22 protein-coding genes are annotated in these 23,731 nt (G+C 59.2%); 11 read left to right on the forward strand and 11 right to left on the reverse strand.

Translation table 11 applies throughout. The features are described from left to right. The first annotated feature begins 330 nt into the window (after positions 1 to 330). On the forward strand, positions 331 to 516 hold the full coding sequence (locus L8H52_RS01865) for a hypothetical protein (RefSeq protein ID WP_016986386.1): 186 nt from the start codon (positions 331 to 333) through the stop codon (positions 514 to 516). Between the two features lie 38 nt (positions 517 to 554). On the opposite strand, the gene L8H52_RS01870 is transcribed toward L8H52_RS01865, so the two are convergent. The 3 genes from L8H52_RS01870 to L8H52_RS01880 form a co-directional block, all read right to left on the reverse strand. Continuing rightward, on the reverse strand, positions 555 to 845 hold the full coding sequence (locus tag L8H52_RS01870; protein ID WP_129389640.1) for a type II toxin-antitoxin system RelE/ParE family toxin: 291 nt from the start codon (positions 843 to 845) through the stop codon (positions 555 to 557). Beyond that, positions 814 to 1,071 (reverse strand): ribbon-helix-helix protein, CopG family, encoded by a 258-nt coding sequence (locus tag L8H52_RS01875; protein WP_129389643.1) that lies wholly within the window; start codon positions 1,069 to 1,071, stop codon positions 814 to 816. The genes L8H52_RS01870 and L8H52_RS01875 overlap by 32 nt, the downstream gene beginning before the upstream one ends. A gap of 203 nt (positions 1,072 to 1,274) precedes the next feature. Beyond that, the gene (locus tag L8H52_RS01880; protein WP_242205009.1) at positions 1,275 to 1,787 is read right to left on the reverse strand and encodes a Bro-N domain-containing protein; all 513 of its coding nucleotides are present in this window, start codon (positions 1,785 to 1,787) and stop codon (positions 1,275 to 1,277) included. Between the two features lie 300 nt (positions 1,788 to 2,087). On the opposite strand from L8H52_RS01880, the gene L8H52_RS01885 reads away from it, so the two are divergent. From L8H52_RS01885 to L8H52_RS01895, 3 genes are all read left to right on the forward strand, one after another. Beyond that, a complete protein-coding gene (locus L8H52_RS01885) occupies positions 2,088 to 3,341 on the forward strand; it encodes an ATP-binding protein (protein WP_242205526.1) in 1,254 nt (417 codons plus the stop codon). Continuing rightward, on the forward strand, positions 3,338 to 3,976 hold the full coding sequence (locus tag L8H52_RS01890; protein WP_242205007.1) for an RloB family protein: 639 nt from the start codon (positions 3,338 to 3,340) through the stop codon (positions 3,974 to 3,976). Before L8H52_RS01885 ends, L8H52_RS01890 begins: the two co-directional genes overlap by 4 nt. A gap of 422 nt (positions 3,977 to 4,398) precedes the next feature. Next, entirely contained in the window at positions 4,399 to 4,956 is a 558-nt protein-coding gene (locus tag L8H52_RS01895) for a hypothetical protein (RefSeq protein WP_242205005.1), read from the forward strand. Positions 4,957 to 5,014: 58 nt separating this feature from the next. Here L8H52_RS01895 and L8H52_RS01900 read toward each other — a convergent pair whose 3' ends face one another. The 8 genes from L8H52_RS01900 to L8H52_RS01935 form a co-directional block, all read right to left on the reverse strand. Then, positions 5,015 to 6,499 carry an amino acid permease gene (locus L8H52_RS01900; protein WP_077571272.1) on the reverse strand — a complete coding sequence of 495 codons (1,485 nt, stop codon included), beginning with the start codon at positions 6,497 to 6,499 and terminating at the stop codon, positions 5,015 to 5,017. A gap of 237 nt (positions 6,500 to 6,736) precedes the next feature. Continuing rightward, positions 6,737 to 8,161, reverse strand: coding sequence for a gamma-aminobutyraldehyde dehydrogenase (locus L8H52_RS01905; protein ID WP_242205003.1), 1,425 nt, complete (start codon positions 8,159 to 8,161; stop codon positions 6,737 to 6,739). A 167-nt stretch (positions 8,162 to 8,328) separates the two neighbouring features. Beyond that, positions 8,329 to 9,156, reverse strand: coding sequence for an ABC transporter permease (locus L8H52_RS01910; protein ID WP_034154841.1), 828 nt, complete (start codon positions 9,154 to 9,156; stop codon positions 8,329 to 8,331). After that, the gene (locus L8H52_RS01915) at positions 9,146 to 10,081 is read right to left on the reverse strand and encodes an ABC transporter permease (RefSeq protein WP_016986394.1); all 936 of its coding nucleotides are present in this window, start codon (positions 10,079 to 10,081) and stop codon (positions 9,146 to 9,148) included. The genes L8H52_RS01910 and L8H52_RS01915 overlap by 11 nt, the downstream gene beginning before the upstream one ends. Before the next feature lies 1 nt (position 10,082). Next, positions 10,083 to 11,120, reverse strand: a complete 1,038-nt coding sequence (locus tag L8H52_RS01920) for an ABC transporter ATP-binding protein (protein ID WP_242205001.1) — start codon at positions 11,118 to 11,120, stop codon at positions 10,083 to 10,085. Between the two features lie 278 nt (positions 11,121 to 11,398). Further along, the gene (gene ydcS, locus L8H52_RS01925) at positions 11,399 to 12,550 is read right to left on the reverse strand and encodes a putative ABC transporter substrate-binding protein YdcS (protein WP_242204999.1); all 1,152 of its coding nucleotides are present in this window, start codon (positions 12,548 to 12,550) and stop codon (positions 11,399 to 11,401) included. An 83-nt stretch (positions 12,551 to 12,633) separates the two neighbouring features. After that, on the reverse strand, positions 12,634 to 14,091 hold the full coding sequence (locus tag L8H52_RS01930) for a gamma-aminobutyraldehyde dehydrogenase (protein WP_242204997.1): 1,458 nt from the start codon (positions 14,089 to 14,091) through the stop codon (positions 12,634 to 12,636). Positions 14,092 to 14,222: 131 nt separating this feature from the next. Next, positions 14,223 to 15,137 carry a LysR family transcriptional regulator gene (locus L8H52_RS01935; protein WP_007949637.1) on the reverse strand — a complete coding sequence of 305 codons (915 nt, stop codon included), beginning with the start codon at positions 15,135 to 15,137 and terminating at the stop codon, positions 14,223 to 14,225. A gap of 176 nt (positions 15,138 to 15,313) precedes the next feature. Here L8H52_RS01935 and L8H52_RS01940 point away from each other — a divergent pair, with 176 nt between their 5' ends. From L8H52_RS01940 to L8H52_RS01970, 7 genes are all read left to right on the forward strand, one after another. Next, entirely contained in the window at positions 15,314 to 16,036 is a 723-nt protein-coding gene (locus L8H52_RS01940) for a tellurite resistance TerB family protein (RefSeq protein ID WP_242204995.1), read from the forward strand. Positions 16,037 to 16,329: 293 nt separating this feature from the next. Beyond that, positions 16,330 to 17,952, forward strand: coding sequence for a methyl-accepting chemotaxis protein (locus L8H52_RS01945; protein ID WP_242204993.1), 1,623 nt, complete (start codon positions 16,330 to 16,332; stop codon positions 17,950 to 17,952). Continuing rightward, positions 17,952 to 18,488 carry a chemotaxis protein CheW gene (locus tag L8H52_RS01950; protein WP_242204990.1) on the forward strand — a complete coding sequence of 179 codons (537 nt, stop codon included), beginning with the start codon at positions 17,952 to 17,954 and terminating at the stop codon, positions 18,486 to 18,488. Before L8H52_RS01945 ends, L8H52_RS01950 begins: the two co-directional genes overlap by 1 nt. Next, entirely contained in the window at positions 18,485 to 19,756 is a 1,272-nt protein-coding gene (locus L8H52_RS01955; protein ID WP_242204988.1) for a CheR family methyltransferase, read from the forward strand. The genes L8H52_RS01950 and L8H52_RS01955 overlap by 4 nt, the downstream gene beginning before the upstream one ends. Further along, a complete protein-coding gene (locus tag L8H52_RS01960; protein WP_242204987.1) occupies positions 19,753 to 20,436 on the forward strand; it encodes a chemotaxis protein CheW in 684 nt (227 codons plus the stop codon). Before L8H52_RS01955 ends, L8H52_RS01960 begins: the two co-directional genes overlap by 4 nt. Continuing rightward, the gene (locus L8H52_RS01965) at positions 20,433 to 22,718 is read left to right on the forward strand and encodes a hybrid sensor histidine kinase/response regulator (RefSeq protein WP_242204985.1); all 2,286 of its coding nucleotides are present in this window, start codon (positions 20,433 to 20,435) and stop codon (positions 22,716 to 22,718) included. Before L8H52_RS01960 ends, L8H52_RS01965 begins: the two co-directional genes overlap by 4 nt. Then, positions 22,715 to 23,725: a chemotaxis response regulator protein-glutamate methylesterase gene (locus L8H52_RS01970; protein WP_242204982.1), complete on the forward strand. Its 1,011-nt coding sequence runs from the start codon at positions 22,715 to 22,717 to the stop codon at positions 23,723 to 23,725. Before L8H52_RS01965 ends, L8H52_RS01970 begins: the two co-directional genes overlap by 4 nt. Positions 23,726 to 23,731 lie beyond the last annotated feature (6 nt).

Raw genomic sequence — 23,731 nt, forward strand, 5'->3', positions numbered from 1 at the left:
CCTTCGGCCAAACGCAACGGACTATAAACAGATGCCGGCTAGCTTAAACGGTTCGCTCGCATTGCAAAATTCGTTGATTCACAGCGCCAGTGTGTCAATGAAACAAGACATGTCGGTTAAAAGTCTTACGGGACTTTCTGATTTACACGGCATATCTGCTTTTCTCGACTAATTACTCTAAAAACCGCTTTTCAGCGCCGAATTAATTTCTATTCTATGGGCATGACCGGTGCGACCCATCTGACCGGTAGGGCACACGGCGCTGCTGTAAGGGGCAGGGCGATGTGGTGTTTAAGCAATTCTTTGCAGTATTAGAGAAGGACATCGTCCATGGCAAAAATCCAAGGTATCACCGACATGCTGGGCATCTTTCCGTGCTTGGGCAGCGGCCGCAAAAGGCGCCGGCTCAGCTCCGACGAACTGAAACTGGTGGAGCGTTATCGAGAGCTTTCAGAAGGGGACCGGATTGCGATGAGGTATCTGGTGGATGCGATGCGGAGTGTTTCGCGGTTTTGAGTGAGGTGTGAAGTAACCAGCCGTCCTTTACGGCTGGTTCACCAATCCCGCGATCGTTCTGCCCGCTGGTGCAGAACACGAAGTATTTGAATGCGACCGTGCATCAACCGGTAGGGGGCAATGAATGGATAGCGAGTCATCACCAACTCTCGAATATCGGGGGCGACCGACGGCCTCCCTGATCCAGGAAATTGTTCAAGTTGACGAAACGTTTTAAGAATCGAATTGATGATTTCTAAGGAGCCCTCTGAACCTAAAAGGCCTTGGTAGTACTCATGGATAACATCGAGATCATTTTCAGCCCTTTTTGTCAGTACTACGTTCGGCACGTTTTGCCCACTTAGCCTTCACGGCATCCAGATCGGTGAGATTTCCAGCATCGGCATCTGCGATACCTTCGCTGATAGCTTGTAGATGCCATGATTCGGCTTCTACGTATCGAACCAGTGCACGCTTGAGATGGTATTGACGGTCTCTGTCCGTTGCCGCAGCCAGTTCATCCAGCTGCTGTGCCAACAATTCTTCGACGCGGAAAGATAGAACTGGCGAGGCCATGTCAGAATTCCTATGTATACGTTGTAAACGACGTAAACACCCTAGGCTGCTGTCAGAGCTTCGTCAACCAGTGAGCGTGCGACAGTCCAAGAAAACTGTAGCGGGCCAGAGCGGAACGAAGCGTCGAGATGTGTTGCGAAATGCTTGGCGTAACACTCTGACGTCAGAATCAACGCCAGAGATAGACCAGTTTTGACGAGGAATTAGTTACAAGTCCCCTGAACTGGGAATGGCCGCTGTCCGTTTATTAACTCCGGCACATCTCGCCACTTGACCCACGCCTGCTGTTGCCAGTGCAGCAGTGGCACGGTAACGCCTGCCCAATGCATTGAACTCAGGCTCGGGTGGTTTTCCACAGGGCTTGATTGGGTTTCGCGCAGCATCGGGATGACTTCATGACTCAGCCATTGGCGCAGGTGTCGGTTTTCCGGGACGAAGTGATGGACGAGCAGGGCGAACAGGCCGGACTCGCTGACCATCGCGCAATCGATGATTTCGCCGTCCCGACGTAGGAGGACATGGCGACGCTGGTCGGGATCGAGTTTCAGGGTGAGGCGTTCGTTTAGCGGATAGCCCATCAAGCGACCGAGATCTTGAACACAGAACCAAGCCTCGTGATCTTGCATGAAGGCGTGGAGGAAGCGGTTGTGGCGAGTGAAGATGGTGGGGGTGAAGAAAGCGGAGGTTTCAGAAGGAATTTGTACGTGGTTAGGCATTTGTCGACTCCAATATCGAGAATAGAGCCGCCACTCAAATGAGCGCGGTTGCGCCATGTTGATTTTGTTCCGGCTTCGACACCGGGCTGCTGATGTCACAGCCGGAAAGAAGACTATCTGCCGTGTGCTCTACGCACCAAGTCTGTTCTATCGACAATAACTGTAGGAAACGGGGCTTTTTCAGGAAGGCTGTGTATGTAGGAAATGCCTGTTTTTGCACTCGCTGCAGTCCGTCTGCATCTGAAGCCTGTTTTTTCGTTTATTCATGAAAACCCAAGCAATGAACTGCAGGTTTTCTTCATGTTGATCGAATTCTCGGTATCCAATTACCGCTCATTTCGGGACAGGCAAACCCTGTCCATGGCGGCGAGCCCTCGTCTTGGCAAAACACGCAATACGTTCAAAGCCTCCACGAGCGCAGAAAAGCTTCCGGAGCTGCTGAAGGTTGCAGCTATTTACGGTCCGAACGCCTCCGGAAAGTCTTCACTGATCCGCGCAATGGGCATCGTCGGACGCTTGCTAGCGACACCACATGGTTCAAATGACGAAGCGCTACCCGTTTCACCCTTCCGATTTGATTGCACTCTGAGCGATGCGCCCAGTGTCTTTGAGTACGACTTTATTCAGGGCGGACTGCGCTATCGGTTTGTCCTCGGGCTGACCGCGCAGAGGATTGTTCAGGAACAACTGACTGCTTACCCGAAAGGTAAGGAAACACTGCTTTATGACCGCCGGTTTGATGCTGAAGGTGAGCATTACCTGTTTGGTAAAACCCTTGAGGGCGGCAAGGAAGTGCATTGCGCCTGGCGCCGATTGACCAGTCCGACGATGCTGTTTATTGCACAAGCCGTCACTCATAGCAGCGAAGAGTTGAGTCAACTGCGCACTCCATTTAGTTGGTTTCAAACCGGTCTGCTAGTCATTGAACAAAACAACATGCTTGGCTTGTCCACAGCCTCGATTCGCTTTCTGCAAATGGTGAAAAATCATACGAGAAACCTGCGCGATTTTCTCAGTGCGCTGGATATTCCTGTGTCTGCGATACAGCTCGACCCGGATGACGCCTCTGCAGACTTGAGCAACGGAAAACTGACCTTGAAGGAGTTCTTCGCGGCGGCTCAAAGGGACAAACTGACCCTCACGCATTCCAGCATTTCAGGCGATGCGCAGTTCGACTTCTCGGAGGAGTCTTGCGGAACCAAGAACCTGATTGGCTTCTGGTTGCCCTGGTTCATGATGAATCAGGCCGGTGGCAGTGGGATCCTCTGCGTCGACGAACTGAATAGCAGTCTTCATCCCGAAATCGTCGCTGACTTGATCGCAAAGCATCTGAACAGTGGGTTGGATACCCAACTGATTTTCACGACACACGATACCCATCTGATGAATGAAAAGATTCTGCGGCGTGACCAGTTCTGGATTACAGAACGCGATGCTCATGGCGCCACGAGCTTGTTTTCCGTACACGATTTTGGAGGCCGGGAAAGCGAGGATGTCGAGAAGCGTTACTTCGAAGGGCGTTATCGCGGGCTGCCGCTGATAAGGCAGGGGTGAGGGTAGTGAGTTCGTTCAAATCGTTTGATCGCAAGGCTTCCCGCTTCAAACCGCAGCCTAAGGTGCTGGTGTTGTGTGAAGACAGTAAGTCAGGGAAACGTTATCTGGAGGAAGCCGCGTTTTATTTTCGGGCCAAGGCCCAGGTTGAGATCGTCCACTGCGGTGTTACACATCCAAGCGGCATTGTTGAGCGAGCAGTCGTAAGGCAAAAAAGCTTCGATAAGGTGTTCTGTGTTTTGGATCGAGACACCCACATGTGCTTCAAGCGAGCGTTGAATGTGGCGAAGTCTTATCCAAAAATCCAAGTCATCGCATCTTATCCGTGCTTCGAGTTTTGGCTACTACTGCACTTTGGCTACAGTCGAAAACCGTTCAGCACAGCCGGGAAGAACTCTCCGGCTGATTTGGTGACCAAGAGCCTCAGAGCAAAACCCAGCATGGCTGACTATCAGAAAGGCAAAGACGTCAGCTACTTCGCTCAGCTACTCGGAAAGCCATTTCAGCAGGCAAGAGCGCTGGCCCCCAAAGTTCTTGAGGATGTCGCCCTCAGTGGTGAACACAACCCAAGCACTGAAATTCACCTATTGATGGATGAGTTCGAAGCCCTCTCAAAGCCCCAGCCGATTGACACATAAGCCCTCTCCGAGCCCCCCATTGGACTGGCTCAGTAGCTGAGAGGAGACGTTGCTGGCAGGCGCTGGCTGAAACAAGGCCATTCAGTCCTCATCCGCTGTAGGAAACAAGATTTTTTCTTGAAGGTCACGCCTGTAGGAAATGCCTGTTTTTGCATTGGCGCCAGCGAGACCGCCCCTAACCAGTGTTTTTTCCGTTATTTGTTTGAATCTTGCGCATCGCTGCAGATGCTCGGCCCTTGGTTTCAGGGTTCAAAGATTGTTACGAATAACGGAGAAATCACTACCGATGGATGCTGAAATGTTTTAGTTGTAGATGATTTGTTTGATAGCGGGGCGTCCATGGACGCGGCCTGCGCTGTTCTGCGTAAATATCTCAAGGTAGGGAAAATTTACGTCGCAGCGCTAACTTGGAAGTGAATTCAATGACCACTGTATTTATTGCTGGCTCTATCAACATCAAGAACCTTGATCCGAAGGTTAAAGAGCGCATCAATAATATCGTCGCGTCAGATTTTGAGGTGGTGGTTGGGGATGCAGGTGGCGCCGATACCTCCATTCAGGAGTACCTGCTGAGTCTCGAACGATCCAAAACCACAGTGTTCTGCAGCGGTTCTGCTCCGAGGAATAACCTTGGACAGTGGCCCACCAGAACAGTCGACTCCAAGCATTCCAAGGGGTCGAGAGCCTTCTTCACCGAGAAAGACGTCGTCATGGCCGAAGCAGCCGACTTCGGCTTGATGATCTGGGATGCAAAGAGCACCGGTACGCTCAGCAACGTCATTGAATTGTTGTCGAGAAAGAAGAAGTCGCTTGTTTTCGTCAACAAGGAAAAGGAATTCAAGGTGGTCGGAGACGTCAGTCAGCTCGAAGAATTGATTGCATTCATGTCCGATCACGCCAAGCAAAAAGCTAATGAAAAAATCAAATTGTTCGATCGTATTTCCTTGCTGAAACACGATCAGGCAGAGCTTTCCTTTTGATGGTTTTTCTCGGTTTCCCTGAACCCCGGCACCTTGTCGGTGCCGGGATCGCAGGCTCTTAGCGACTCACCTTCCACGCATCCCCAGCCGGCGCCTTGCCATGGTCATACGGCTTGCCAATCCACATATAAACCAAGCCCAAGCCAATCACGATCGCCGTGCTCAACACCATCGCATAGTTCACATACCACGCCGCATCCGGCGTGCGTGGCCAGGCCATGTTGATGATTGCGCCAACGCCGTACACCAGCGCGCCGATGTTCACCGGCCAGCCCCACGCGCCGAGGGTGAATTTGCCGCTCGGTTTCCAGCCTTTGCTGCGGGCGTATAGGGCGGCCAGGACGATCATCTGGAACGCGAGGTAGATGCCGATCGCGGCGAAGCTGACGATGGTCGCCACGGCGTCTTGCAGGAAGAAGCCGAGGGCGATGATCAGCGCCGGCAGGACGCCGGACACGAACAGCGCGGCAACCGGCACTTGGGTGGTAGGAGAAATCTTTTTCAGCAGTCGGCTGCCGATGACCATTTCATCACGAGCGTAGGAATACAGCAGACGGCTCGCCGCTGCTTGTAGGCTGATGACGCAGGAGATGAAGGAAATCATCACCACGCCCATCACCACTTTCGAGCCGACCGGACCGAAGGCGTTGTTGAGGATGGTGGTGACCGGGTCTTTGTCGGTGCCGTTGATCACCGCTTGCATGTCTGGCACGGCGAGGATCAGCGCCAGGCAGGCGAACATTGCCGCGATGCCGCCGATGTAGATGGTCATGCGCATGGCCACCGGGATTTTGGCGCTCGGGTTCGGGGTTTCTTCGGCGACGTCGCCGCAGGCCTCGAAGCCGTAGTAGAGGAACATCCCCGCCAACGATGCGGTGAGGAACGCCGGCAGGTACGAGCCGTCGACGCTGATGTCGAAGGTGTTGAACAGCACGCTGAGCGGCTGATGACGTTCGAACACCAGCAGGTAAACGCCGACGATCACCGCGCCGACCAGTTCGCAGAGGAAGCCGAACATGGCGATGCGTGCCAGCACTTTGGTGCCGCTGAGGTTGACCAGTGTGGCGAACAGGGTCAGCACCAGGGCGATGACGATGTTGGTGTTGTTACTTGGCTCGAAGCCGAGCATGGCGGCCAGGTACGGGCCAGCGCCGACCGCAACTGCAGCGATGGTGACGCAGAGGGCGATGGAGTAGATCCAGCCGACCATCCACGCCCATTTCTTACCGACCAAGCGACGTGCCCACGGGTAGACGCCGCCGGAAATCGGGAACTGCGAAACCACTTCGCCGAAGATCAGGCACACCAGCAATTGGCCGCATCCAACCAGCAAATAGGCCCAGAACATCGGTGGCCCGCCGGCGGCGAGGCACAGGCCGAAGAGGGTATAAACCCCTACGACCGGTGACAGATAAGTGAAGCCTAAAGCGAAGTTTTCCCACAGGCTCATGCTGCGGTTGAAGTTCGAGGTATAGCCCAGTTTGCGCAGTTGTTCGGCATCGCTGTCGGCAACGGCGGCGGCGAGATCGGGTGAGGAACTCATGTGTGTTTGCTCCGTGAAATCGGCAGATTTCGGATGGCCGAGGCCGTGGCGGGGCTTTGTGGGCGCCGCCCGGTTCGGTGGTTATTGTTTTGGGATCCTGGTGGTGCGTAATGCCGGTTTCTTTCCTGATACCGGGGTGACGCCTTCGCGAGCAGGCTCGCTCCCACAGGGAACCGCATTCCAAACTATGGGAGCGACGGTGCGACGATTCGACCTGCTCGCGAAGCTTTTAAAGGCTTAGTGCTTGAACATCACATGCCGAACCGTGGTGTAGTCCTCCAGCCCATACATGGACATGTCCTTGCCGTAACCGGACAATTTCTGACCGCCATGGGGCATTTCGCTGACGAGCATGAAGTGCGTGTTCACCCACGTGCAGCCGTACTGCAAGCGTGCCGACATGCGATGCGCGCGTCCTACATCCGCTGTCCACACCGAGGAGGCGAGGCCGTAGTCCGAATCGTTGGCCCATTCCAGCGCCTGCGCTTCATCGGTGAATTTGGTCACTGAAACCACCGGCCCAAACACTTCGCGGCGGACGATTTCGTCGTCCTGCTGGGCATCGGCCAACACCGTCGGTTCAAAGAAGAAGCCGTTACCGTCAACAGCCTTGCCGCCAGTGATCAAACGGATGTGCGACTGCGCCACAGCACGCTCGACAAACCCGGCAACACGGTCGCGATGTTGCGCAGTGATCAACGGCCCCAGTTCTGTCGACGGATCATCCTGCAAGCCGTACTTGATGCTGCTGACCGCGGCGCCGAGCTTCTCGACAAACTTGTCGTAGATACCCTGTTGCGCGTAGATCCGGCACGCGGCGGTGCAGTCTTGTCCGGCGTTGTAGAAACCAAAGGTACGAATGCCTTCCACCGCTGCATCGATATCAGCGTCATCGAAGATGATCACCGGCGCCTTGCCGCCGAGTTCCATGTGCATGCGTTTGACGCTGTCGGCGGTGCTGGAAATGATGTTGGCGCCTGTGGCGATGGAGCCAGTCAGTGAAACCATGCGCACTTTCGAGTGGGTAACCAAAGGGCTGCCAACGGTAGGCCCACGGCCAAACACCAGATTGAGTACGCCAGCCGGGAAGATTTCCGACGCCAGTTCGGCCAGACGCAACGCAGTCAGCGGGGTTTGTTCCGACGGCTTGAGCACCACGGTATTACCGGCCGCCAGAGCCGGGGCGATTTTCCAGGCGACCATCATCAGCGGGTAGTTCCACGGCGCGATGGAGGCGATGACGCCGACCGGGTCGCGGCGGATCATCGAGGTGTGGCCGGGCAGGTATTCGCCACCGGCCGAACCGCTCATGCAACGGCTGGCGCCGGCGAAGAAACGGAACACGTCGGCAATCGCCGGAATCTCGTCGTTGAGTGCGGCGCTGTAGGGTTTGCCGCAGTTGGCGGATTCCAGTTTGGCCAGTTCTTCGCCGTGGGCCTCGATGGCGTCGGCGAGTTTGAGCAGCAACAGCGAGCGGTCTTTCGGCGCGGTTTGCGACCAGTCGGCGAAGGCGTTGTCGGCAGCGCGCACGGCGGCGTCGACCTGGGCCTCAGTGGCTTCGTTGATCTCTACCAGCACTTCGCCAAGCGACGGGTTGAGCACCGGTTGCGCCGGGCCTTCGCCGATGACCAGTTGGCCGTTGATCAAGAGTTTGGTTTGCATCGTTCTGTCCTCTTCGAATCTATTATTTTTCTGCCGAAACCGGATTAAAAACTGTGGGAGCGAGCCTGCTCGCGAAAGCGGTGTTTCAGTCGACATCAATGTCGGATGTGACGGCCTGTTCGCGAGCAGGCTCGCTCCCAAAGGGGATGGTGGTGTCTGTCAGGGATTCATTTGCCGCCGCTGCCGGCAACGCTTTCGCCACCGCGCGTCAGGTAATACGCGCCCAAAATCGGCAGCATCGTCACCATCATCACCAGCATCGCGACGACGTTGGTCACCGGCACATCCCGTGGCCGGCTCAACTGGTTAAGCAGCCACAACGGCAACGTGCGCTCATGCCCGGCGGTAAACGTGGTAACGATGATTTCATCGAACGACAGCGCAAACGCCAACATGCCGCCGGCCAGCAAAGCCGAACCGAGGTTCGGCAGGATGATGTAGCGAAAGGTCTGCCAGCCATCGGCGCCGAGGTCCATCGAGGCCTCGATCAAACTGTGCGAAGTACGGCGCAAGCGGGCGATAACATTGTTGTAGACGATCACCACGCAGAAGGTCGCGTGGCCGACGATGATGGTGAACATCCCCGGCTCGATCCCCAGCGTCTTGAACGTCGCCAGCAGCGCGATCCCGGTGATGATCCCCGGCAACGCAATCGGCAAAATCAACATCAGCGAAATGCCCTGTTTGCCGAAGAAATCGCGGCGGTACAACGCGGCCGATGCAAGCGTGCCGAGCACCATCGCAATCAACGTGGCGATGGCTGCGATCTGCAATGAAAGCTTGATCGACTCCAGAACATCCGGCCGCGAAAACGCCACGCTGAACCAGTGCAGCGTGAAGCCCTTCGGCGGGAAACTGAACGCAGCCTCTTCGGTGTTGAAGGCGTAAAGAAAGATGATCAGGATCGGGAAGTGCAGAAACACCAACCCGCCCCAGGCTGCGATCTTCAAGCCTAATGATGCTTTCTCCCCCTGCTTTTCTGAATTAGAGCGCATCGAAAGCCCCCAGTCGTTTGACGATGGACAGGTAAACCGCGATCAACACAATCGGCACCAGCGTGAACGCCGCCGCCATCGGCATATTGCCGATCGCACCTTGCTGCGCGTACACCATGCTGCCGACAAAGTAGCCCGGCGGCCCGACCAATTGCGGCACGATGAAGTCGCCCAGGGTCAGCGAAAACGTGAAGATCGAACCGGCGGCGATGCCCGGAATCGACAGCGGCAAAATCACCTGCATAAAGGTCTGACGCGGCTTCGCACCAAGGTCGGCAGAAGCCTGCAACAGCGACGGTGGCAGACGCTCCAGCGAGGCCTGAATCGGCAGAATCATGAACGGCAGCCAGATGTATACAAACACCATGAACCGCCCCAGATGTGAGGTCGACAGGGTGCTGCCGCCGACGCCGGGAATCCCCAGAATGAACTGCAACACCGGCTCCAATCCCAGGTGCTGCACGAACCATTGCGCTACGCCGCCCTTGGCCAGCAGCAACGTCCATGCGTAGGCCTTGACGATGTAACTGGCCCACATCGGCATCATCACCGCGATGTAGAAAAACGCCTTGGTCTTGCCCGTGGTGTAGCGCGCCATGTAGTAGGCAATCGGGAACGCGACGATGGCACTGGCGATCGACACGACGATGGCCATGCTCAGCGTGCGCAGGATGATGTCGAAGTTCGATGGCTGAAACAGCGCGGCAAAATTGGCCAGGGTCAGGTCAGGAGTGACCGCCATGGTGAAGTCGTCGAAGGTGTAGAAGCCCTGCCACAGCAGCACCAGCAACGAGCCGAGATAAATCGCGCCAAACCACAGCAGCGGCGGCACCAGCAGCATCGACAGATATAGATTCGGCTTGCGGTAGAGCAGGTTGGAAAACCGGCGCAACGGCGGCGATGCAGTCATCGCGAGCGTGCTCATGTCAAACCCCGCTCGACACGGTGTCGTGCAGCGCAATCATCGCTTCCCGCGCCCAACGTGCGCTCAGGCGCTGACCGGTCTGATGCTGCGCGCTGCTGTCGATCCACTGATTGTTGGCGTGACTGATGCTGAGGGTCTGGCCGTTTTCCAGCTTCAGTTCATAACGGGTTGCGCTGCCCTGGTACTGAATGTCATGGAGCAGACCGCTGACTTCGATTTCGTGGCTGGCGAGTGGGCCTTCGGCGAAACGCACGTGTTCCGGGCGAATCGAAAACGGCTGCGGATGGCCGCTGATTTCACGGGCCAGATCGCCGCGAATCACGTTCGAGGTGCCGACGAATTCAGCGACGAACGTGGTGGTCGGTTTCATGTACAGATTGCGCGGGGTGTCGACCTGTTCGATGCGGCCCTTGTTGAACACGGCGACGCGATCGGACATCGACAGCGCTTCGGTTTGATCGTGGGTGACGAAGATGAACGTGATGCCGAGCTGGCGTTGCAGCTTCTTCAGTTCGCTTTGCATTTGTTCGCGAAGTTTCAGGTCGAGCGCACCCAAAGGCTCATCGAGCAACAGCACGCGCGGACGATTGACCAGGGCACGGGCGAGGGCCACACGCTGGCGCTGACCGCCGGACAACTGCACCGGTTTGCGCGCGCCGTAACCGCCGAGGGCGACCATGTCCAAGGCTTCTTCGGCGCGTTTATGCCGTTCGGTTTTGCCGACGCCTTTGACCTTCAAGCCGTAGGCGACGTTGTCGAGGACGTTCATGTGCGGGAACAGCGCGTAATCCTGAAACACCGTGTTGACGTCGCGTTGATACGGCGGCAGACCGGCCGCTTCAGCACCGTGAATGCGGATCGAGCCGGCGCTCGGTTGTTCGAACCCGGCGATCAGGCGCAGGCAGGTGGTTTTGCCCGAGCCGGAAGGGCCGAGCATGGAAAAAAACTCGCCGTCCTGGATATCGATGGAAACCCGGTCAACGGCTTTTACGTCGCCGAACTGCCGGGAAACGTTGGTGAACTGGACTGCAAGCGTCATGGTGCGGTGCTCCAAAAAGGCGAAGGCCGTCGCAGCGGCCCTGCCTGGACTTCTGAAAAATCTGAATCGTTTTACGGTTTGCTTGGCTCACACATTCGGCGGACGAGATGCGATCCGCTTTTAGCTCCCTCTCCCTCCGGGAGAGGGCGGGGGGTGAGGGCAGCGGTTTCGGCCATTGCTCTGAGATCAAGAGCAAGGTCAAAAGCTACCCCCTCACCCCAGCCCTCTCCCCCAGGGGGGCGAGGGGGAAAGGGAGCTCGACCGAGTCGCTCCCGGACTTAACGACCGCCCATGATCGCAATGTAGTCCTGAGTCCAGCGGCTATACGGCACAAACTTGCCGCCCTCAGCCTGCGGGGTTTTCCAGAAGGCGATCTTGTCGAACTGGTCGAAACCGTTGGTCTTGCAACCTTCAGCGCCAAGCAACTCGCTCTCCTTGCACGCCGCCGGAACCGCCGGCAAAGAGCCAAACCACGCCGCCACATCGCCCTGGACTTTCGGTTTCAGCGACCAGTCCATCCACTTGTACGCGCAGTTCGGGTGCTTGGCCTCGGCGTGCAACATGGTGGTATCCGCCCAGCCCGTAGCGCCTTCTTTCGGAATGGTCGAAGCGATCGGCTGCTTCTCGTTCATCAAACCATTGACCTGATACGGCCAGGCGCTCGACGCCACTACGCCTTCGTTTTTGAAGTCGCTCATCTGCACCGTGGTGTCGTGCCAGTAGCGGTGGATCAACGGCTGCTGCGCACGCAACAGATCGAGCACGGCTTTGTACTGATCTTCGGTCAGTTGATACGGATCCTTGATACCCAGTTCAGGCTTGGTCGACTTCAGATACAGCGCCGCATCTGCGATGTAGATAGGGCCGTCATAGGCCTGCACGCGGCCCTTGTTCGGCTTGCCGTCGGGCAGCTCCTGCGCGGCGAACACCACGTTCCAACTGGTCGGCGCGGTCTTGAACACGTTGGTGTTGTACATCAGCACGTTCGGGCCCCACTGATACGGGGTGCCGTAAGTCTGCTTGTTGACCACGTACCACGGCGCATCTTTGAGGCGCGGGTCGAGGGTGTTCCAGTTCGGGATCAACGCGGTGTTGATCGGTTGCACACGCTTGCCGACGATCAACCGCAACGAGGCATCGCCCGATGCGGTGACCAGGTCGTAACCGCCCTTGGCCATCAGGCTGACCATTTCGTCAGAGGTGGCGGCTGTTTTCACATTGACCTTGCAGCCGGTTTCCTGCTCGAAACCGCTCACCCAGTCGTAGGCCTTGTCGCTCTCGCCACGTTCGATGTAACCCGGCCACGCAACGATATCCAGCTGACCTTCGCCAGCACCGACAGCCTTCAACGGCTCGGCGGCCTGCAGGCTGGCGCTGGCCAGCAGGGCCGTGGTGATTGCACTGAGCAGTGCGGTCTTGTGCACGAACATGGTTGAACCCTCTTCTTTAAATTATGGTCGGGGCAGTTGTGAACGCGGTGAAGCATGCCGTTAACGGCTTGTTATTAGCGTAGTCAGAGATGCTGGCCGTGGCGGGCCATGATGTGCCGCACCACGCTGTAGTCCTGCAGCGAATCACTGGATAAGTCTTTGCCGTAGCCGGAGCGTTTCAGCCCGCCGTGGGGCATTTCGCTGACCAGCATGAAATGGCTGTTGATCCACGTGCAGCCGTACTGCAAGCGCGCGGCGACCTGCATCGCCTTGTCCAGATTCTGCGTCCACACCGACGAGGCGAGGCCGTATTCCGAGTCGTTGGCCCAGTCGACGGCCTGCGCGAGTTCGTCGAAACGGGTCACCGTGACCACCGGGCCGAACACTTCGCGCTGGACGATTTCGTCGCTCTGTTTGCAACCGGCGAGCAGGGTCGGTTGATAGTAGAAACCGGCGCCGGAATGCACTGCCGCACCGGTCACGCGCTCAATATGCGGCTGACCGAGGGCGCGCTCGACGAAACTGGCGACGCGGTCACGTTGACGGGTGCTGATCAGCGGGCCGATCTCATTGTCGGCGTCACGTTTGCCGGCGAAGCGCAGGCTGCTGACGGCGGCGCCGAGTTCGGCGACCAGTTTGTCGTGAATCCCGGCCTGCGCGTAGATCCGGCACGCGGCGGTGCAATCCTGCCCGGCGTTGTAGTAGCCGTAAGTGCGCACGCCTTCGACCACGGACTGGATGTCGGCGTCGTTGCAGACGATTACCGGGGCTTTGCCGCCGAGTTCGAGGTGCGTGCGTTTCAGGGTTTTCGCGGCGGCCTGAAGGATTTTCTGGCCGGTGACGATATCGCCGGTCAGCGAGACCATGCGCACCTTGGCGTGGCCGACCAAATGGCTGCCGACGCCTTCGCCGCCACCGCAGATGATGTTGATCACCCCGCGCGGGAGGATTTCAGCCAGCGCTGGCGCCAGTGCGAGAATCGACAGCGGTGTGTGCTCGGAGGGTTTGAACACCAGCGTGTTGCCGGCGGCGAGGGCTGGGGCGATTTTCCACGCGGCCATCATGATCGGGTAGTTCCACGGAGCAATCGAGGCAACCACGCCAATCGGATCGCGCCGCACCATGCTGGTGTAGCCCGGCAAGTATTCGCCGCTGAGCTGACCGGTCTGGCAGCGTACGGCGCCGGCAAAGAAACGGAAGACATCGACGGTCGCCGTCAGATCGTCCTGACGCGCAAGGTGCAACGGCTTGCCGCAGTTCAGCGATTCGAGGCGGGCGAGGTGGTCGGCGTGTTTTTCGACGGCGTTGGCGATGTCCAGCAGCATGTTTGAGCGCTGCTGCGGCGTGGTCCGTGACCATTCGGCGAAGGCGCGGTGGGCAGCGAGGATCGCGGCTTCGACCTGCTCGGTGCTAGCCTCGGCGATGTGCGTGAGGATTTCGCCGGTGGCCGGGTTGAGGATCGGCTCGACGAAACCTTCCCCGGCGACCAGTTCGCCGTCGATCAACAACGCGGTACACATCGGGGTTTGCGCGCCAGCCATTTTCCGCGATCTCTTTTCTTGTGTGGCCATTGTTGCTCCCTGATATCGGGAGCCGGCCGTCTTATAGATGCAGCAAGACTAGTGCGCGGCTCCGAGGTCGACAAATTCTAAATACTGAAGGCTGCGTTCGATTAAATAGATGGCTTGCGTCCGCCGTGGGGTTGCTCGCGGGCGACGGTGAGAAATGGATCGACCAGCGCCGGACGCGCGGTGCCACGGCGCCAGGCCAGGCCGACGTCGAGGGTCTGGTTGAGGTCGGCGATGGGCCGCGCTTCGATGATGTCGCCCTCCAGTGACCATGGGCGATAAGTCATGTCCGGCTGAATCGACACGCCCAAACCGGCGGCGACCAGACTTCGCACCGCTTCGGTGGACGCGGTTCTCAGAGTGATCTTCGGTTGCAGCCCGGAACCGCGCCAGAAACGCTGGGCGTTGCGATCCATTTCATCGACGTTGAGTTGAATCAACGGCTCGCGGGCGACATCGGCGAGGTTGATGCTGTCGTGTTCCAGCAATGGGTGCTGCGCTGGCAGCCACAAACGGTGCGGCGAGTGGGTCAGTACTTCAGTCTGCAAGGCGTGGCGATCTTCCAGGTTGGAGAGGATCAATACGCCGACATCGATCTCGCCGCTGACCAGCAAATGCTCGATGTAGGGCCGCTCGTCTTCCATCACGCGGATTTCGACGTTGGGATAGGCGCGTTGAAAACGCGTGAGCAGATCTGCCAGGTAATAACCGGCAACCAGACTGGTCACACCGACGATCAACTGCCCGGCGACTTGGTCGGTACTCTGTTGCAGGCTGCGTTTGGCGTTATCCACAGTCGCCAGAATCAGGTGCGCCTGGCGTAGGAATTGATGGCCCTGGTGCGTAAGGGTCATGCCCTTGGCATGGCGGCTGAACAGGCTGACGCCGATCTCCTCTTCCAGTTGCTGGATCGCCAGAGTCAGGGTTGATTGGGAAATAAACGCGGTTTGCGCGGCGGCGGAAATCGAGCCGGTCTCGGCCACGGCGATGAAATGACGGATCTGACGCAGGGTCATCATGAAGAGGGTACCCAGTGGGCGGTTTTTATAGATTGGCCTGAGTGTATATCTATTTTCGCGAACGGCTTAAGCGTACCGAGCAACATCTGGAAGCACACTCGCAAGCAGTGCAGGGGCACTTTCGAACTAGGCTGAGGGCCTTATAGATCCGGATAACCCCTGTTTGGAGGCGGAACATGAACACCCGTGGATTGCTCGATCAACTGCTCAAGTCCGGTCAGGATCTGTTGCAGAACAAGGCCGGTGGCACGCAGAACAAACAGGCTACCGGTGGCCTGGGCGGTTTGCTTGGCGGCGCTTCTGGCTCCGGCGGTCTCGGCAGTCTGCTGTCAGGCGCAGGTGGCGGTGCGTTAGCGGCTGGCGCGATGGGCTTGTTGCTCGGTAACAAGAAAGTGCGCAAGGTCGGCGGCAAAGTCGCGATTTATGGCGGCCTCGCGGCGCTGGGCGTGCTGGCTTACAAGGCTTATGGCAACTACAACGCGCAAAAAGGCACCGCCCCACAAAGTGAACCGCAGACCCTCGATCGTTTGCCACCGGCTCAGGCCGAACAGCACAGCCAGGCCATTCTCAAGGCGCTGGTCGCTGCCGCGAAGGCCGACGGCCACATTGATGACCGCGAACGCCAATTGATCGAAGGCGAATTCACCAAACTCGATAACGACCAGGAACTGCAGCATTGGCTCCATGCCGAACTCAACAAGCCCCTCGACCCGACCGACGTCGCCCGCGCCGCGAGCACGCCGGAGATGGCAGCGGAGATGTACATCGCCAGTGTGATGTTGGTGGATGAGGAGAACTTCATGGAGAAAAGCTATCTGGATGAACTGGCGCGGCAACTGAAGCTGGAGCCGGGGTTGAAGGTGGAGTTGGAGAAGCAGGTGCGCATCGCGTCGGCTTAAACCCGGCTGACCCCCTTCGCGAGCAAGCTCGCTCCCACAGGGTATTGCGTTCCAATGTGGGAGCGAGCTTGCTCGCGAAGGCATTATCCGCCGCACAGCGACGGCAATGACCATTCCATCGCCCCTTTTTGCCATTACCCCACTGGCACGCCAGCCCCGAATTGTCGGACAGTCCCACCCCAGAGCCTTCCCGCCAACCCCGCCGGACAGGCACGAGGGTCAAAAGCGTCTTATAAATGAAACAGCGCCCTCGGCTATACTCCCCGCATTTCGATCAGGCACGAGGAATCACTGTGAAGAACTGGACGTTGCGCCAACGCATTTTGGCGAGCTTTGCGGTGATTATCGCCATCATGTTGCTGATGGTCGTCGTTTCATATTCACGGCTGTTGAAGATTGAGGCCGGCGAGCAGAGCGTGCGTCAGGACGCTGTGCCCGGGGTGTATTTCAGCTCGATGATTCGTAGTGCCTGGGTCGACAGTTACCTGCAGACTCAGGAATTGCTGGGTCTGAAAAAAGGCCAGGGCATCAGCGCCGAAGACGCGGCGGACTTCAAGGCCTTCGAAGCACGCCTTGCCGAGCAGATGGGCAACTACCAAAGCACCGTGACCACTGACGAGGACAAGGCCGAGTTCGCCGTGTTCAAGCAGGACGTGGTCAACTACAACAAGATTCAGACGCAGGTGCTTGATCTGCACCAGAGCAATCTTGACGATGCAGCGACGAAGATGTTCAACGAGCAACTGACCCCCGCCTGGATTGCCGGCCGGATGAAGCTCAACGACATCATCCGCGAGAACAAAGCTGTCGCCGATGAAGCCATGAACAATATCGACGATGCCGTGGCCGCCGCCAAAGTCAGCATGGCCATTTCCCTGTTGGTCGCCGTTCTGGCCGCCGGCCTGTGCGGCCTGTTGTTGATGCGCGCAATCATGGCGCCGATGAACCGCATTGTGGAGATCCTCGAGACCATGCGCACTGGCGACCTCAGTTCGCGCCTGAACCTTGAGCGCAAGGACGAATTTGGTGCCGTCGAAACCGGCTTCAACGACATGATGACCGAGCTGACTGCACTGGTATCACAAGCCCAGCGCTCCTCGGTGCAGGTGACCACCTCGGTGACCGAAATCGCTGCCACTTCCAAGCAACAGCAAGCCACCGCTACCGAAACCGCAGCGACCACCACCGAGATCGGCGCAACGTCGCGTGAGATCGCCGCCACTTCGCGCGATCTGGTGCGCACCATGACCGAAGTCTCCACCGCCGCCGATCAGGCCTCGGTGCTCGCCGGCTCCGGCCAGCAAGGCTTGGCGCGGATGGAAGACACCATGCACTCGGTGATGGGCGCGGCCGATCTGGTCAACGCCAAACTGGCGATCCTCAATGAGAAGGCCGGCAACATCAACCAAGTGGTGGTGACCATCGTCAAGGTTGCCGACCAGACCAACCTGCTGTCGCTCAACGCGGCGATCGAAGCCGAGAAGGCCGGTGAATACGGTCGCGGTTTTGCCGTGGTCGCCACCGAAGTGCGACGTCTGGCGGATCAGACCGCTGTCGCCACTTACGATATCGAGCAAATGGTTCGCGAGATCCAGTCGGCGGTGTCTGCCGGGGTGATGGGCATGGACAAGTTCTCCGAAGAAGTACGCCGTGGCATGTCCGAAGTGCAGCAGGTCGGCGAACAGCTGTCGCAGATCATCCATCAGGTGCAGGCGCTGGCGCCGCGGGTGTTGATGGTCAACGAAGGCATGCAGGCGCAGGCCACTGGTGCGGAGCAGATCAACCATGCGCTGGTGCAGTTGGGCGATGCCAGCAGCCAGACCGTCGAGTCGCTGCGTCAGGCCAGTTTCGCCATCGACGAACTGAGCCAGGTGGCCGTCGGGCTGCGCAGCGGCGTTTCGCGATTCAAAGTCTGATGAGCGAAATCATCGCCAAACGCGGCGCTGCACCAGTGGCGAAGCCGGCGTTGTTCCTGCTGTTCCGCATCGGCAGCGAGCGTTACGCCTTGCGCGCAACCGAAGTGGCGGAGGTGCTGCCGCGCCTGCCGTTGAAGCCGATCGCGCGGGCGCCACAGTGGGTGGCCGGCGTATTCGCCTATCGCGGTGCGGTAGTGCCGGTGATCGACCTTAGCGCATTGACCTTTGGCCATGCCGCCCAGGCGCGCACCAGTACGCGTCTTGTGCTGGTCAATTACCAGCCTGATGAGTCGCAGCCAGTGCAATGGCTCGGACTGATTCTCGAACAGGCCACCGACACCCTGCGTTGCCATCCGCAGGAGTTTGCGCCCTACGGCCTCGATAACCGCGAGGCGCCTTACCTCGGCCCGGTGCGCGAAGACGCTCAGGGCTTGGTGCAGTGGGTGCGGGTCAATGATTTGCTCGATGACGCCGTGCGCCGTTTGCTGTTCCCCGATCCGCCGTTGAATCCGGCGCAGCTTGAGGCGCAGCCATGAGCAGCGATCAGCGTTTTTTCGACTTTCTCAAGGAACGCATCGGCCTCGATGTCACCTCGGTTGGCCCGGCGATCATCGAGCGCGCCGTGCGTCAGCGCACCACACTCTCGCAAGCGGCACATGCCGATGAGTACTGGCAATTGCTGCAAGGCTCGCGGGACGAGCAGCAGGCGCTGATCGAAGCGGTGATCGTTCCCGAAACGTGGTTTTTCCGTTACCCGGAGTCCTTCGCCACGCTGGGCAAGCTGGCACGCAAACGTCTTGGCGAACTGAACAACATGCGTGCCTTGCGCATTCTCAGCCTGCCATGTTCCACCGGCGAAGAACCCTATTCGATCGCCATGGCCTTGCTTGACGCCGGGCTCAAGCCGCATCAGTTCAAGGTCGATGGTATGGACGTCAGCCCGCTCTCGGTGGAGAAGGCGCGGCGCGCGCTGTACGGCAAGAATTCGTTTCGCGGTCAGGATCTGGATTTTCGCGACCGGCATTTCACGGCTGAGCAGGAAGGCCATCGAGTCAGTGACGATGTGCGTGAGCAGGTGCGTCTGCAGGTCGGCAATGTGCTCGATCCGACGCTGCTGGCCAGCGAGCCAGCGTTCGATTTCGTGTTCTGCCGCAACCTGCTGATCTATTTCGACCAGCCGACGCAGAAGCAGGTGTTCGAGGTGCTCAAGCGCCTGACCCATTTCGATGGCGTGCTGTTTATCGGGCCGGCCGAGGGCAGCCTGCTCGGGCGTTTGGGCATGCGTTCGATCGGTATCCCGCAATCCTTTGCCTTCAGCCGCCACAGCGACCCGCACCCCGAACCGCTGCCGACACCCAAACCGGTCGCGGTGCCAATCAGCCAACCACAGCGCAGCACGCCGCCAGCACCGGTGCGCAATCGACCGTTTGCCGCGGTAACGCCACTGCCGATCGCCAGCAAAAGCGCGAACCCGGACGCAGCAACGTTGTTGGCCAATATCGCCGCGCTGGCCAACGAAGGTAAAAGCGCCGAAGCCCGGGCTGCCTGCGAACAGTATTTGCGCAGCCACGAACCGGTGGCTCAGGTGTTTTACTGGCTTGGCTTGCTCAGTGATGTCGCCGGTCTGACTCTTGAAGCTCAAGGCTTCTATCGCAAGGCGTTGTACCTCGAACCGCAACATCCCGAAGCGTTGATGCACCTGGCCGCGTTGCTGCAGGCCCAGGGCGACACGGCGGGTGCCAGACGATTGCAGGAGCGTGCCGCCCGCAGCGGCCGCACCGCCGACAGTGAGCGTAAACGATGATCCCGTCCGACACCTTGAACGTCACCCACGAAGACGCCCGGGCCATCGATGATTGCTGGAACCGCATCGGCATCCATGGCGACAAGTCCTGTCCGCTGCTGGACGAGCACATTCATTGCCGCAATTGCTCGGTGTATTCCGCCGCTGCCACACGCCTGCTCGACCGTTATGCGTTGCAGCAGGACGAGCGCGATCCGGTGGCCAGCGCCGTTGAAACGGACGTTAAAACCCGTTCGCTGCTGATGTTCCGACTCGGCGAAGAATGGCTGGGGCTGGCGACGCGCAGCCTCGTTGAAGTGGCGCCGCTGCAGGCGATTCACTCGTTGCCGCACCAGCGCTCGCGGGCCTTGCTTGGCGTGGCGAATGTGCGCGGCGCGCTGGTGGCGTGCCTGTCGCTGGTCGAATTGCTCGATCTGGATGGCAGCGTTACTCCGGCCACCAGCGGGCGCATCATGCCGCGCATGCTGATCATCGCCGCCCATGGCGGGCCAGTCGTGGTGCCGGTGGACGAGGTCGACGGCATTCATGCCATCGACGAGCGGATCCTCGACGCGGCATCGCAATCCGGCGCCCAGGCCAGTGCCAGATACACCCGTGGCGTATTGCAATTCCGCGGGCGCAGCCTGCGCTGGCTGGATGAAGAACAGCTGCTGTCCGCCGTGACCCGGAGCCTCACATGACCCCCGAGCAAATGCGCGACGCCTCCTTGCTGGAGCTGTTCAGCCTCGAAGCTGAAGCCCAGACCCAGGTGCTCAGCGCCGGGCTGTTGGCGCTGGAGCGTAATCCGACCCAGGCCGATCAACTGGAATCGTGCATGCGTGCGGCGCACTCGCTCAAAGGTGCGGCGCGAATCGTCGGCATCGACAGCGGCGTCAGCGTTGCTCATGTGATGGAAGATTGCCTGGTCAGCGCGCAGGAAGGCCGCTTGTTGCTGCGTCCCGAACACATCGATGCGCTGTTGCAGGGCACCGATTTGCTGATGCGCGTTGCCACGCCAACTAATGCGCCACAGCCGAGTGATATCGAAGCTTACGTGGCGTTGATGGCGGGTTTGCTCGATCCATCGACGCCATCAGCACTTGCTGTGCCGCCGATGGCCGAGTTGCAACTTGAAGCGCCGCCCGTGTTTGAACCCGCGCCAGCGCCGATCATCGAAGCCCCGGTCGAAACCTCTGAACCGGCGCCACGCAAGAACAAACGCACCACCGAAGGTGGCGAACGGGTACTGCGGGTCACCGCTGAACGTCTGAATAGCCTGCTCGATCTGTCGAGCAAATCACTCGTCGAAACCCAGCGCCTCAAGCCGCATCTGGCGACCATGCAACGCCTTAAACGCATGCAGAACAACGGCCTGCGCGCGCTGGAAAACCTCAATGTGCACCTCAAGGAGCACGCGTTGAGTCTTGAGGCGCTCGAAGCCCTGGAAGACGCCCGCCGTTTGCTCGCCGAATCGCAACAACTGCTGAGCGAGAAAAACGCCGAACTCGACGAATTCGCCTGGCAGGCCAGTCAACGTGCACAAGTGCTCTACGACACCGCGTTGGCCTGCCGTATGCGCCCATTTGCGGACGTGCTCACCGGTCAGGTGCGCATGGTTCGCGATCTGGGCCGCAGCCTCGGCAAACAGGTACGGCTGGAGATCGAAGGCGAAAAAACCCAGGTCGACCGCGACGTGCTGGAGAAACTCGAAGCGCCGCTGACACATTTGCTGCGCAACGCGGTCGATCACGGCATCGAAAGCCCGGAGCAACGCCTGCTGAAAGGCAAATCAGAAGAAGGCCTGATCCGCCTGCGCGCCTCGCATCAGGCCGGTCTGCTGGTGCTGGAACTGAGCGATGACGGCAACGGCGTCGATCTGGAAAAAGTCCGCCGCAGCATCGTCGAACGGCAGTTATCCCCAGCTGAAACCGCCGCGCAGTTGAGCGAGGAGGAATTGCTGACGTTCCTGTTCCTGCCCGGCTTCAGCCTGCGCGATACGGTCACCGAAGTCTCCGGCCGGGGCGTGGGCCTCGATGCCGTTCAGCACATGGTTCGCCAGTTGCGCGGGGCGGTGGTGCTGGAGCAGACAGCGGGTGAGGGCAGTCGCTTTCACCTTGAAGTGCCGTTGACCTTGTCGGTGGTGCGCAGTCTGGTCGTCGAAGTCGGCGAAGAGGCGTATGCCTTCCCGCTGGCGCACATCGAGCGCATGTGCGATCTGGCCCCTGAAGACATCGTGCAGGTCGAAGGCCGTCAGCATTTCTGGCACGAAGGCCAGCATGTCGGGCTGGTTGCGGCCAGCCAGTTGCTCAACCGCCCGGCCAGTCAGAACAGCGGTGAAACCCTTAAAGTCGTGGTGATTCGCGAGCGCGACGCAGTTTATGGTGTTGCCGTCGAACGCTTCATTGGCGAACGTACCTTGGTGGTCTTGCCACTCGACGAGCGTCTGGGCAAAGTGCAGGACATCTCCGCCGGGGCGTTGCTCGACGATGGTTCGGTGGTGCTGATCGTCGATGTCGAAGACATGCTGCGTTCGGTGGACAAACTGCTCAATACCGGACGCCTGGAGCGCATCGCCCGCCACGGCAACCAAGCGGCGGAAGCGGCGCGCAAACGGGTGCTGGTGGTCGACGACTCGCTGACCGTGCGCGAGCTGCAACGCAAGCTGTTGCTCAATCGCGGCTACGACGTCGCGGTGGCGGTGGACGGTATGGACGGCTGGAACGCGCTGCGTTCGGAGGACTTCGATTTGCTGATCACCGACATCGATATGCCGCGCATGGACGGCATCGAACTGGTCACGCTGCTGCGTCGCGACAACCGTCTGCAATCGCTGCCGGTGATGGTCGTGTCGTACAAGGATCGCGAAGAGGATCGGCGCCGTGGCCTCGATGCCGGCGCCGACTATTATTTAGCCAAAGCCAGTTTTCATGACGACGCCCTGCTCGACGCAGTGGTCGAGCTCATCGGAGGAGCGCGGGCATGAAGATCGCAATCGTCAACGATATGCCCATGGCGGTGGAGGCATTGCGCCGTGCGCTGGCTTTCGAGCCGGCCCATCAGGTGGTCTGGGTCGCCCGCAACGGCGCCGAGGCGGTGCAACTGTGCGCCGAAAACACCCCGGACCTGATTCTGATGGACCTGATCATGCCGGTGATGGATGGCGTCGAAGCGACGCGGCGGATCATGGCTGAAACCCCATGCGCCATCGTCATCGTCACTGTCGATCGTCAGCAAAACGTGCACCGGGTCTTCGAGGCCATGGGGCACGGCGCGCTGGACGTGGTCGATACCCCGGCCCTCGGCGTCGGTGATGCTCGGGAAGCGGCAGCGCCGTTGTTGCGCAAAATCCTGAACATCGGCTGGCTGATCGGCGAGAAACCGCAACGCTCACGCCCGGTACCGACTGCCCAGCGCAGCTCCGCTTCGCCCCAGCGATTGGTGGCGATCGGCTCATCGGCAGGTGGGCCGGCGGCGCTGGAGGTGTTGCTCAAAGGCTTGCCGAAGGATTTCTCGGCAGCCATCGTGCTGGTGCAGCATGTCGATCAGGTATTCGCCGCCGGCATGGCCGAATGGCTGGCCAGCGCCAGCGGCCTCGATGTACGGCTCGCCCGCGAAGGTGAACCGCCACAGGCCGGCGCCGTACTGCTGGCCGGCACCAATCACCATATTCGCTTGTTGAAAAACGGCACGCTGGCCTACACCGCCGAGCCGGTCAACGAAATCTACCGACCTTCGATCGACGTGTTTTTCGAAAGCGTCGCCAGCTTTTGGAACGGTGATGCGGTCGGGGTTTTATTGACCGGGATGGGACGCGACGGGGCGCAAGGGCTTAAGCTCATGCGCCAACAGGGTTATCTGACCATCGCGCAGGATCAGCAAAGCAGTGCGGTGTACGGCATGCCCAAAGCCGCTGCGGCCATTGATGCCGCCGTAGAAATACGTCCGCTGGAAAGAATAGCGCCACGATTGCAGGAGATTTTCCCCAAATGATCAGGT

Origin of the sequence: Pseudomonas sp. CROZ-RG-20F-R04-15 (assembly GCF_022662375.1) — a bacterium.
GTDB lineage: Bacteria > Pseudomonadota > Gammaproteobacteria > Pseudomonadales > Pseudomonadaceae > Aquipseudomonas.

Bases quoted from the DNA above. Each gene is read 5' to 3' on its own strand.
- L8H52_RS01865 (WP_016986386.1), top strand. From the start codon at position 331: ATGGCAAAAATCCAAGGTATCACCGACATGCTGGGCATCTTTCCGTGC.
- L8H52_RS01875 (WP_129389643.1), bottom strand. From the start codon at position 1,071: ATGGCCTCGCCAGTTCTATCTTTCCGCGTCGAAGAATTGTTGGCACAG.
- L8H52_RS01880 (WP_242205009.1), bottom strand. From the start codon at position 1,787: ATGCCTAACCACGTACAAATTCCTTCTGAAACCTCCGCTTTCTTCACC.
- L8H52_RS01885 (WP_242205526.1), top strand. From the start codon at position 2,088: ATGTTGATCGAATTCTCGGTATCCAATTACCGCTCATTTCGGGACAGG.
- L8H52_RS01895 (WP_242205005.1), top strand. From the start codon at position 4,399: ATGACCACTGTATTTATTGCTGGCTCTATCAACATCAAGAACCTTGAT.
- L8H52_RS01900 (WP_077571272.1), bottom strand. From the start codon at position 6,499: ATGAGTTCCTCACCCGATCTCGCCGCCGCCGTTGCCGACAGCGATGCC.
- L8H52_RS01905 (WP_242205003.1), bottom strand. From the start codon at position 8,161: ATGCAAACCAAACTCTTGATCAACGGCCAACTGGTCATCGGCGAAGGC.
- L8H52_RS01910 (WP_034154841.1), bottom strand. From the start codon at position 9,156: ATGCGCTCTAATTCAGAAAAGCAGGGGGAGAAAGCATCATTAGGCTTG.
- L8H52_RS01915 (WP_016986394.1), bottom strand. From the start codon at position 10,081: ATGAGCACGCTCGCGATGACTGCATCGCCGCCGTTGCGCCGGTTTTCC.
- L8H52_RS01920 (WP_242205001.1), bottom strand. From the start codon at position 11,120: ATGACGCTTGCAGTCCAGTTCACCAACGTTTCCCGGCAGTTCGGCGAC.
- ydcS (WP_242204999.1), bottom strand. From the start codon at position 12,550: ATGTTCGTGCACAAGACCGCACTGCTCAGTGCAATCACCACGGCCCTG.
- L8H52_RS01930 (WP_242204997.1), bottom strand. From the start codon at position 14,091: ATGGCTGGCGCGCAAACCCCGATGTGTACCGCGTTGTTGATCGACGGC.
- L8H52_RS01935 (WP_007949637.1), bottom strand. From the start codon at position 15,137: ATGATGACCCTGCGTCAGATCCGTCATTTCATCGCCGTGGCCGAGACC.
- L8H52_RS01940 (WP_242204995.1), top strand. From the start codon at position 15,314: ATGAACACCCGTGGATTGCTCGATCAACTGCTCAAGTCCGGTCAGGAT.
- L8H52_RS01950 (WP_242204990.1), top strand. From the start codon at position 17,952: ATGAGCGAAATCATCGCCAAACGCGGCGCTGCACCAGTGGCGAAGCCG.
- L8H52_RS01955 (WP_242204988.1), top strand. From the start codon at position 18,485: ATGAGCAGCGATCAGCGTTTTTTCGACTTTCTCAAGGAACGCATCGGC.
- L8H52_RS01960 (WP_242204987.1), top strand. From the start codon at position 19,753: ATGATCCCGTCCGACACCTTGAACGTCACCCACGAAGACGCCCGGGCC.
- L8H52_RS01965 (WP_242204985.1), top strand. From the start codon at position 20,433: ATGACCCCCGAGCAAATGCGCGACGCCTCCTTGCTGGAGCTGTTCAGC.
- L8H52_RS01970 (WP_242204982.1), top strand. From the start codon at position 22,715: ATGAAGATCGCAATCGTCAACGATATGCCCATGGCGGTGGAGGCATTG.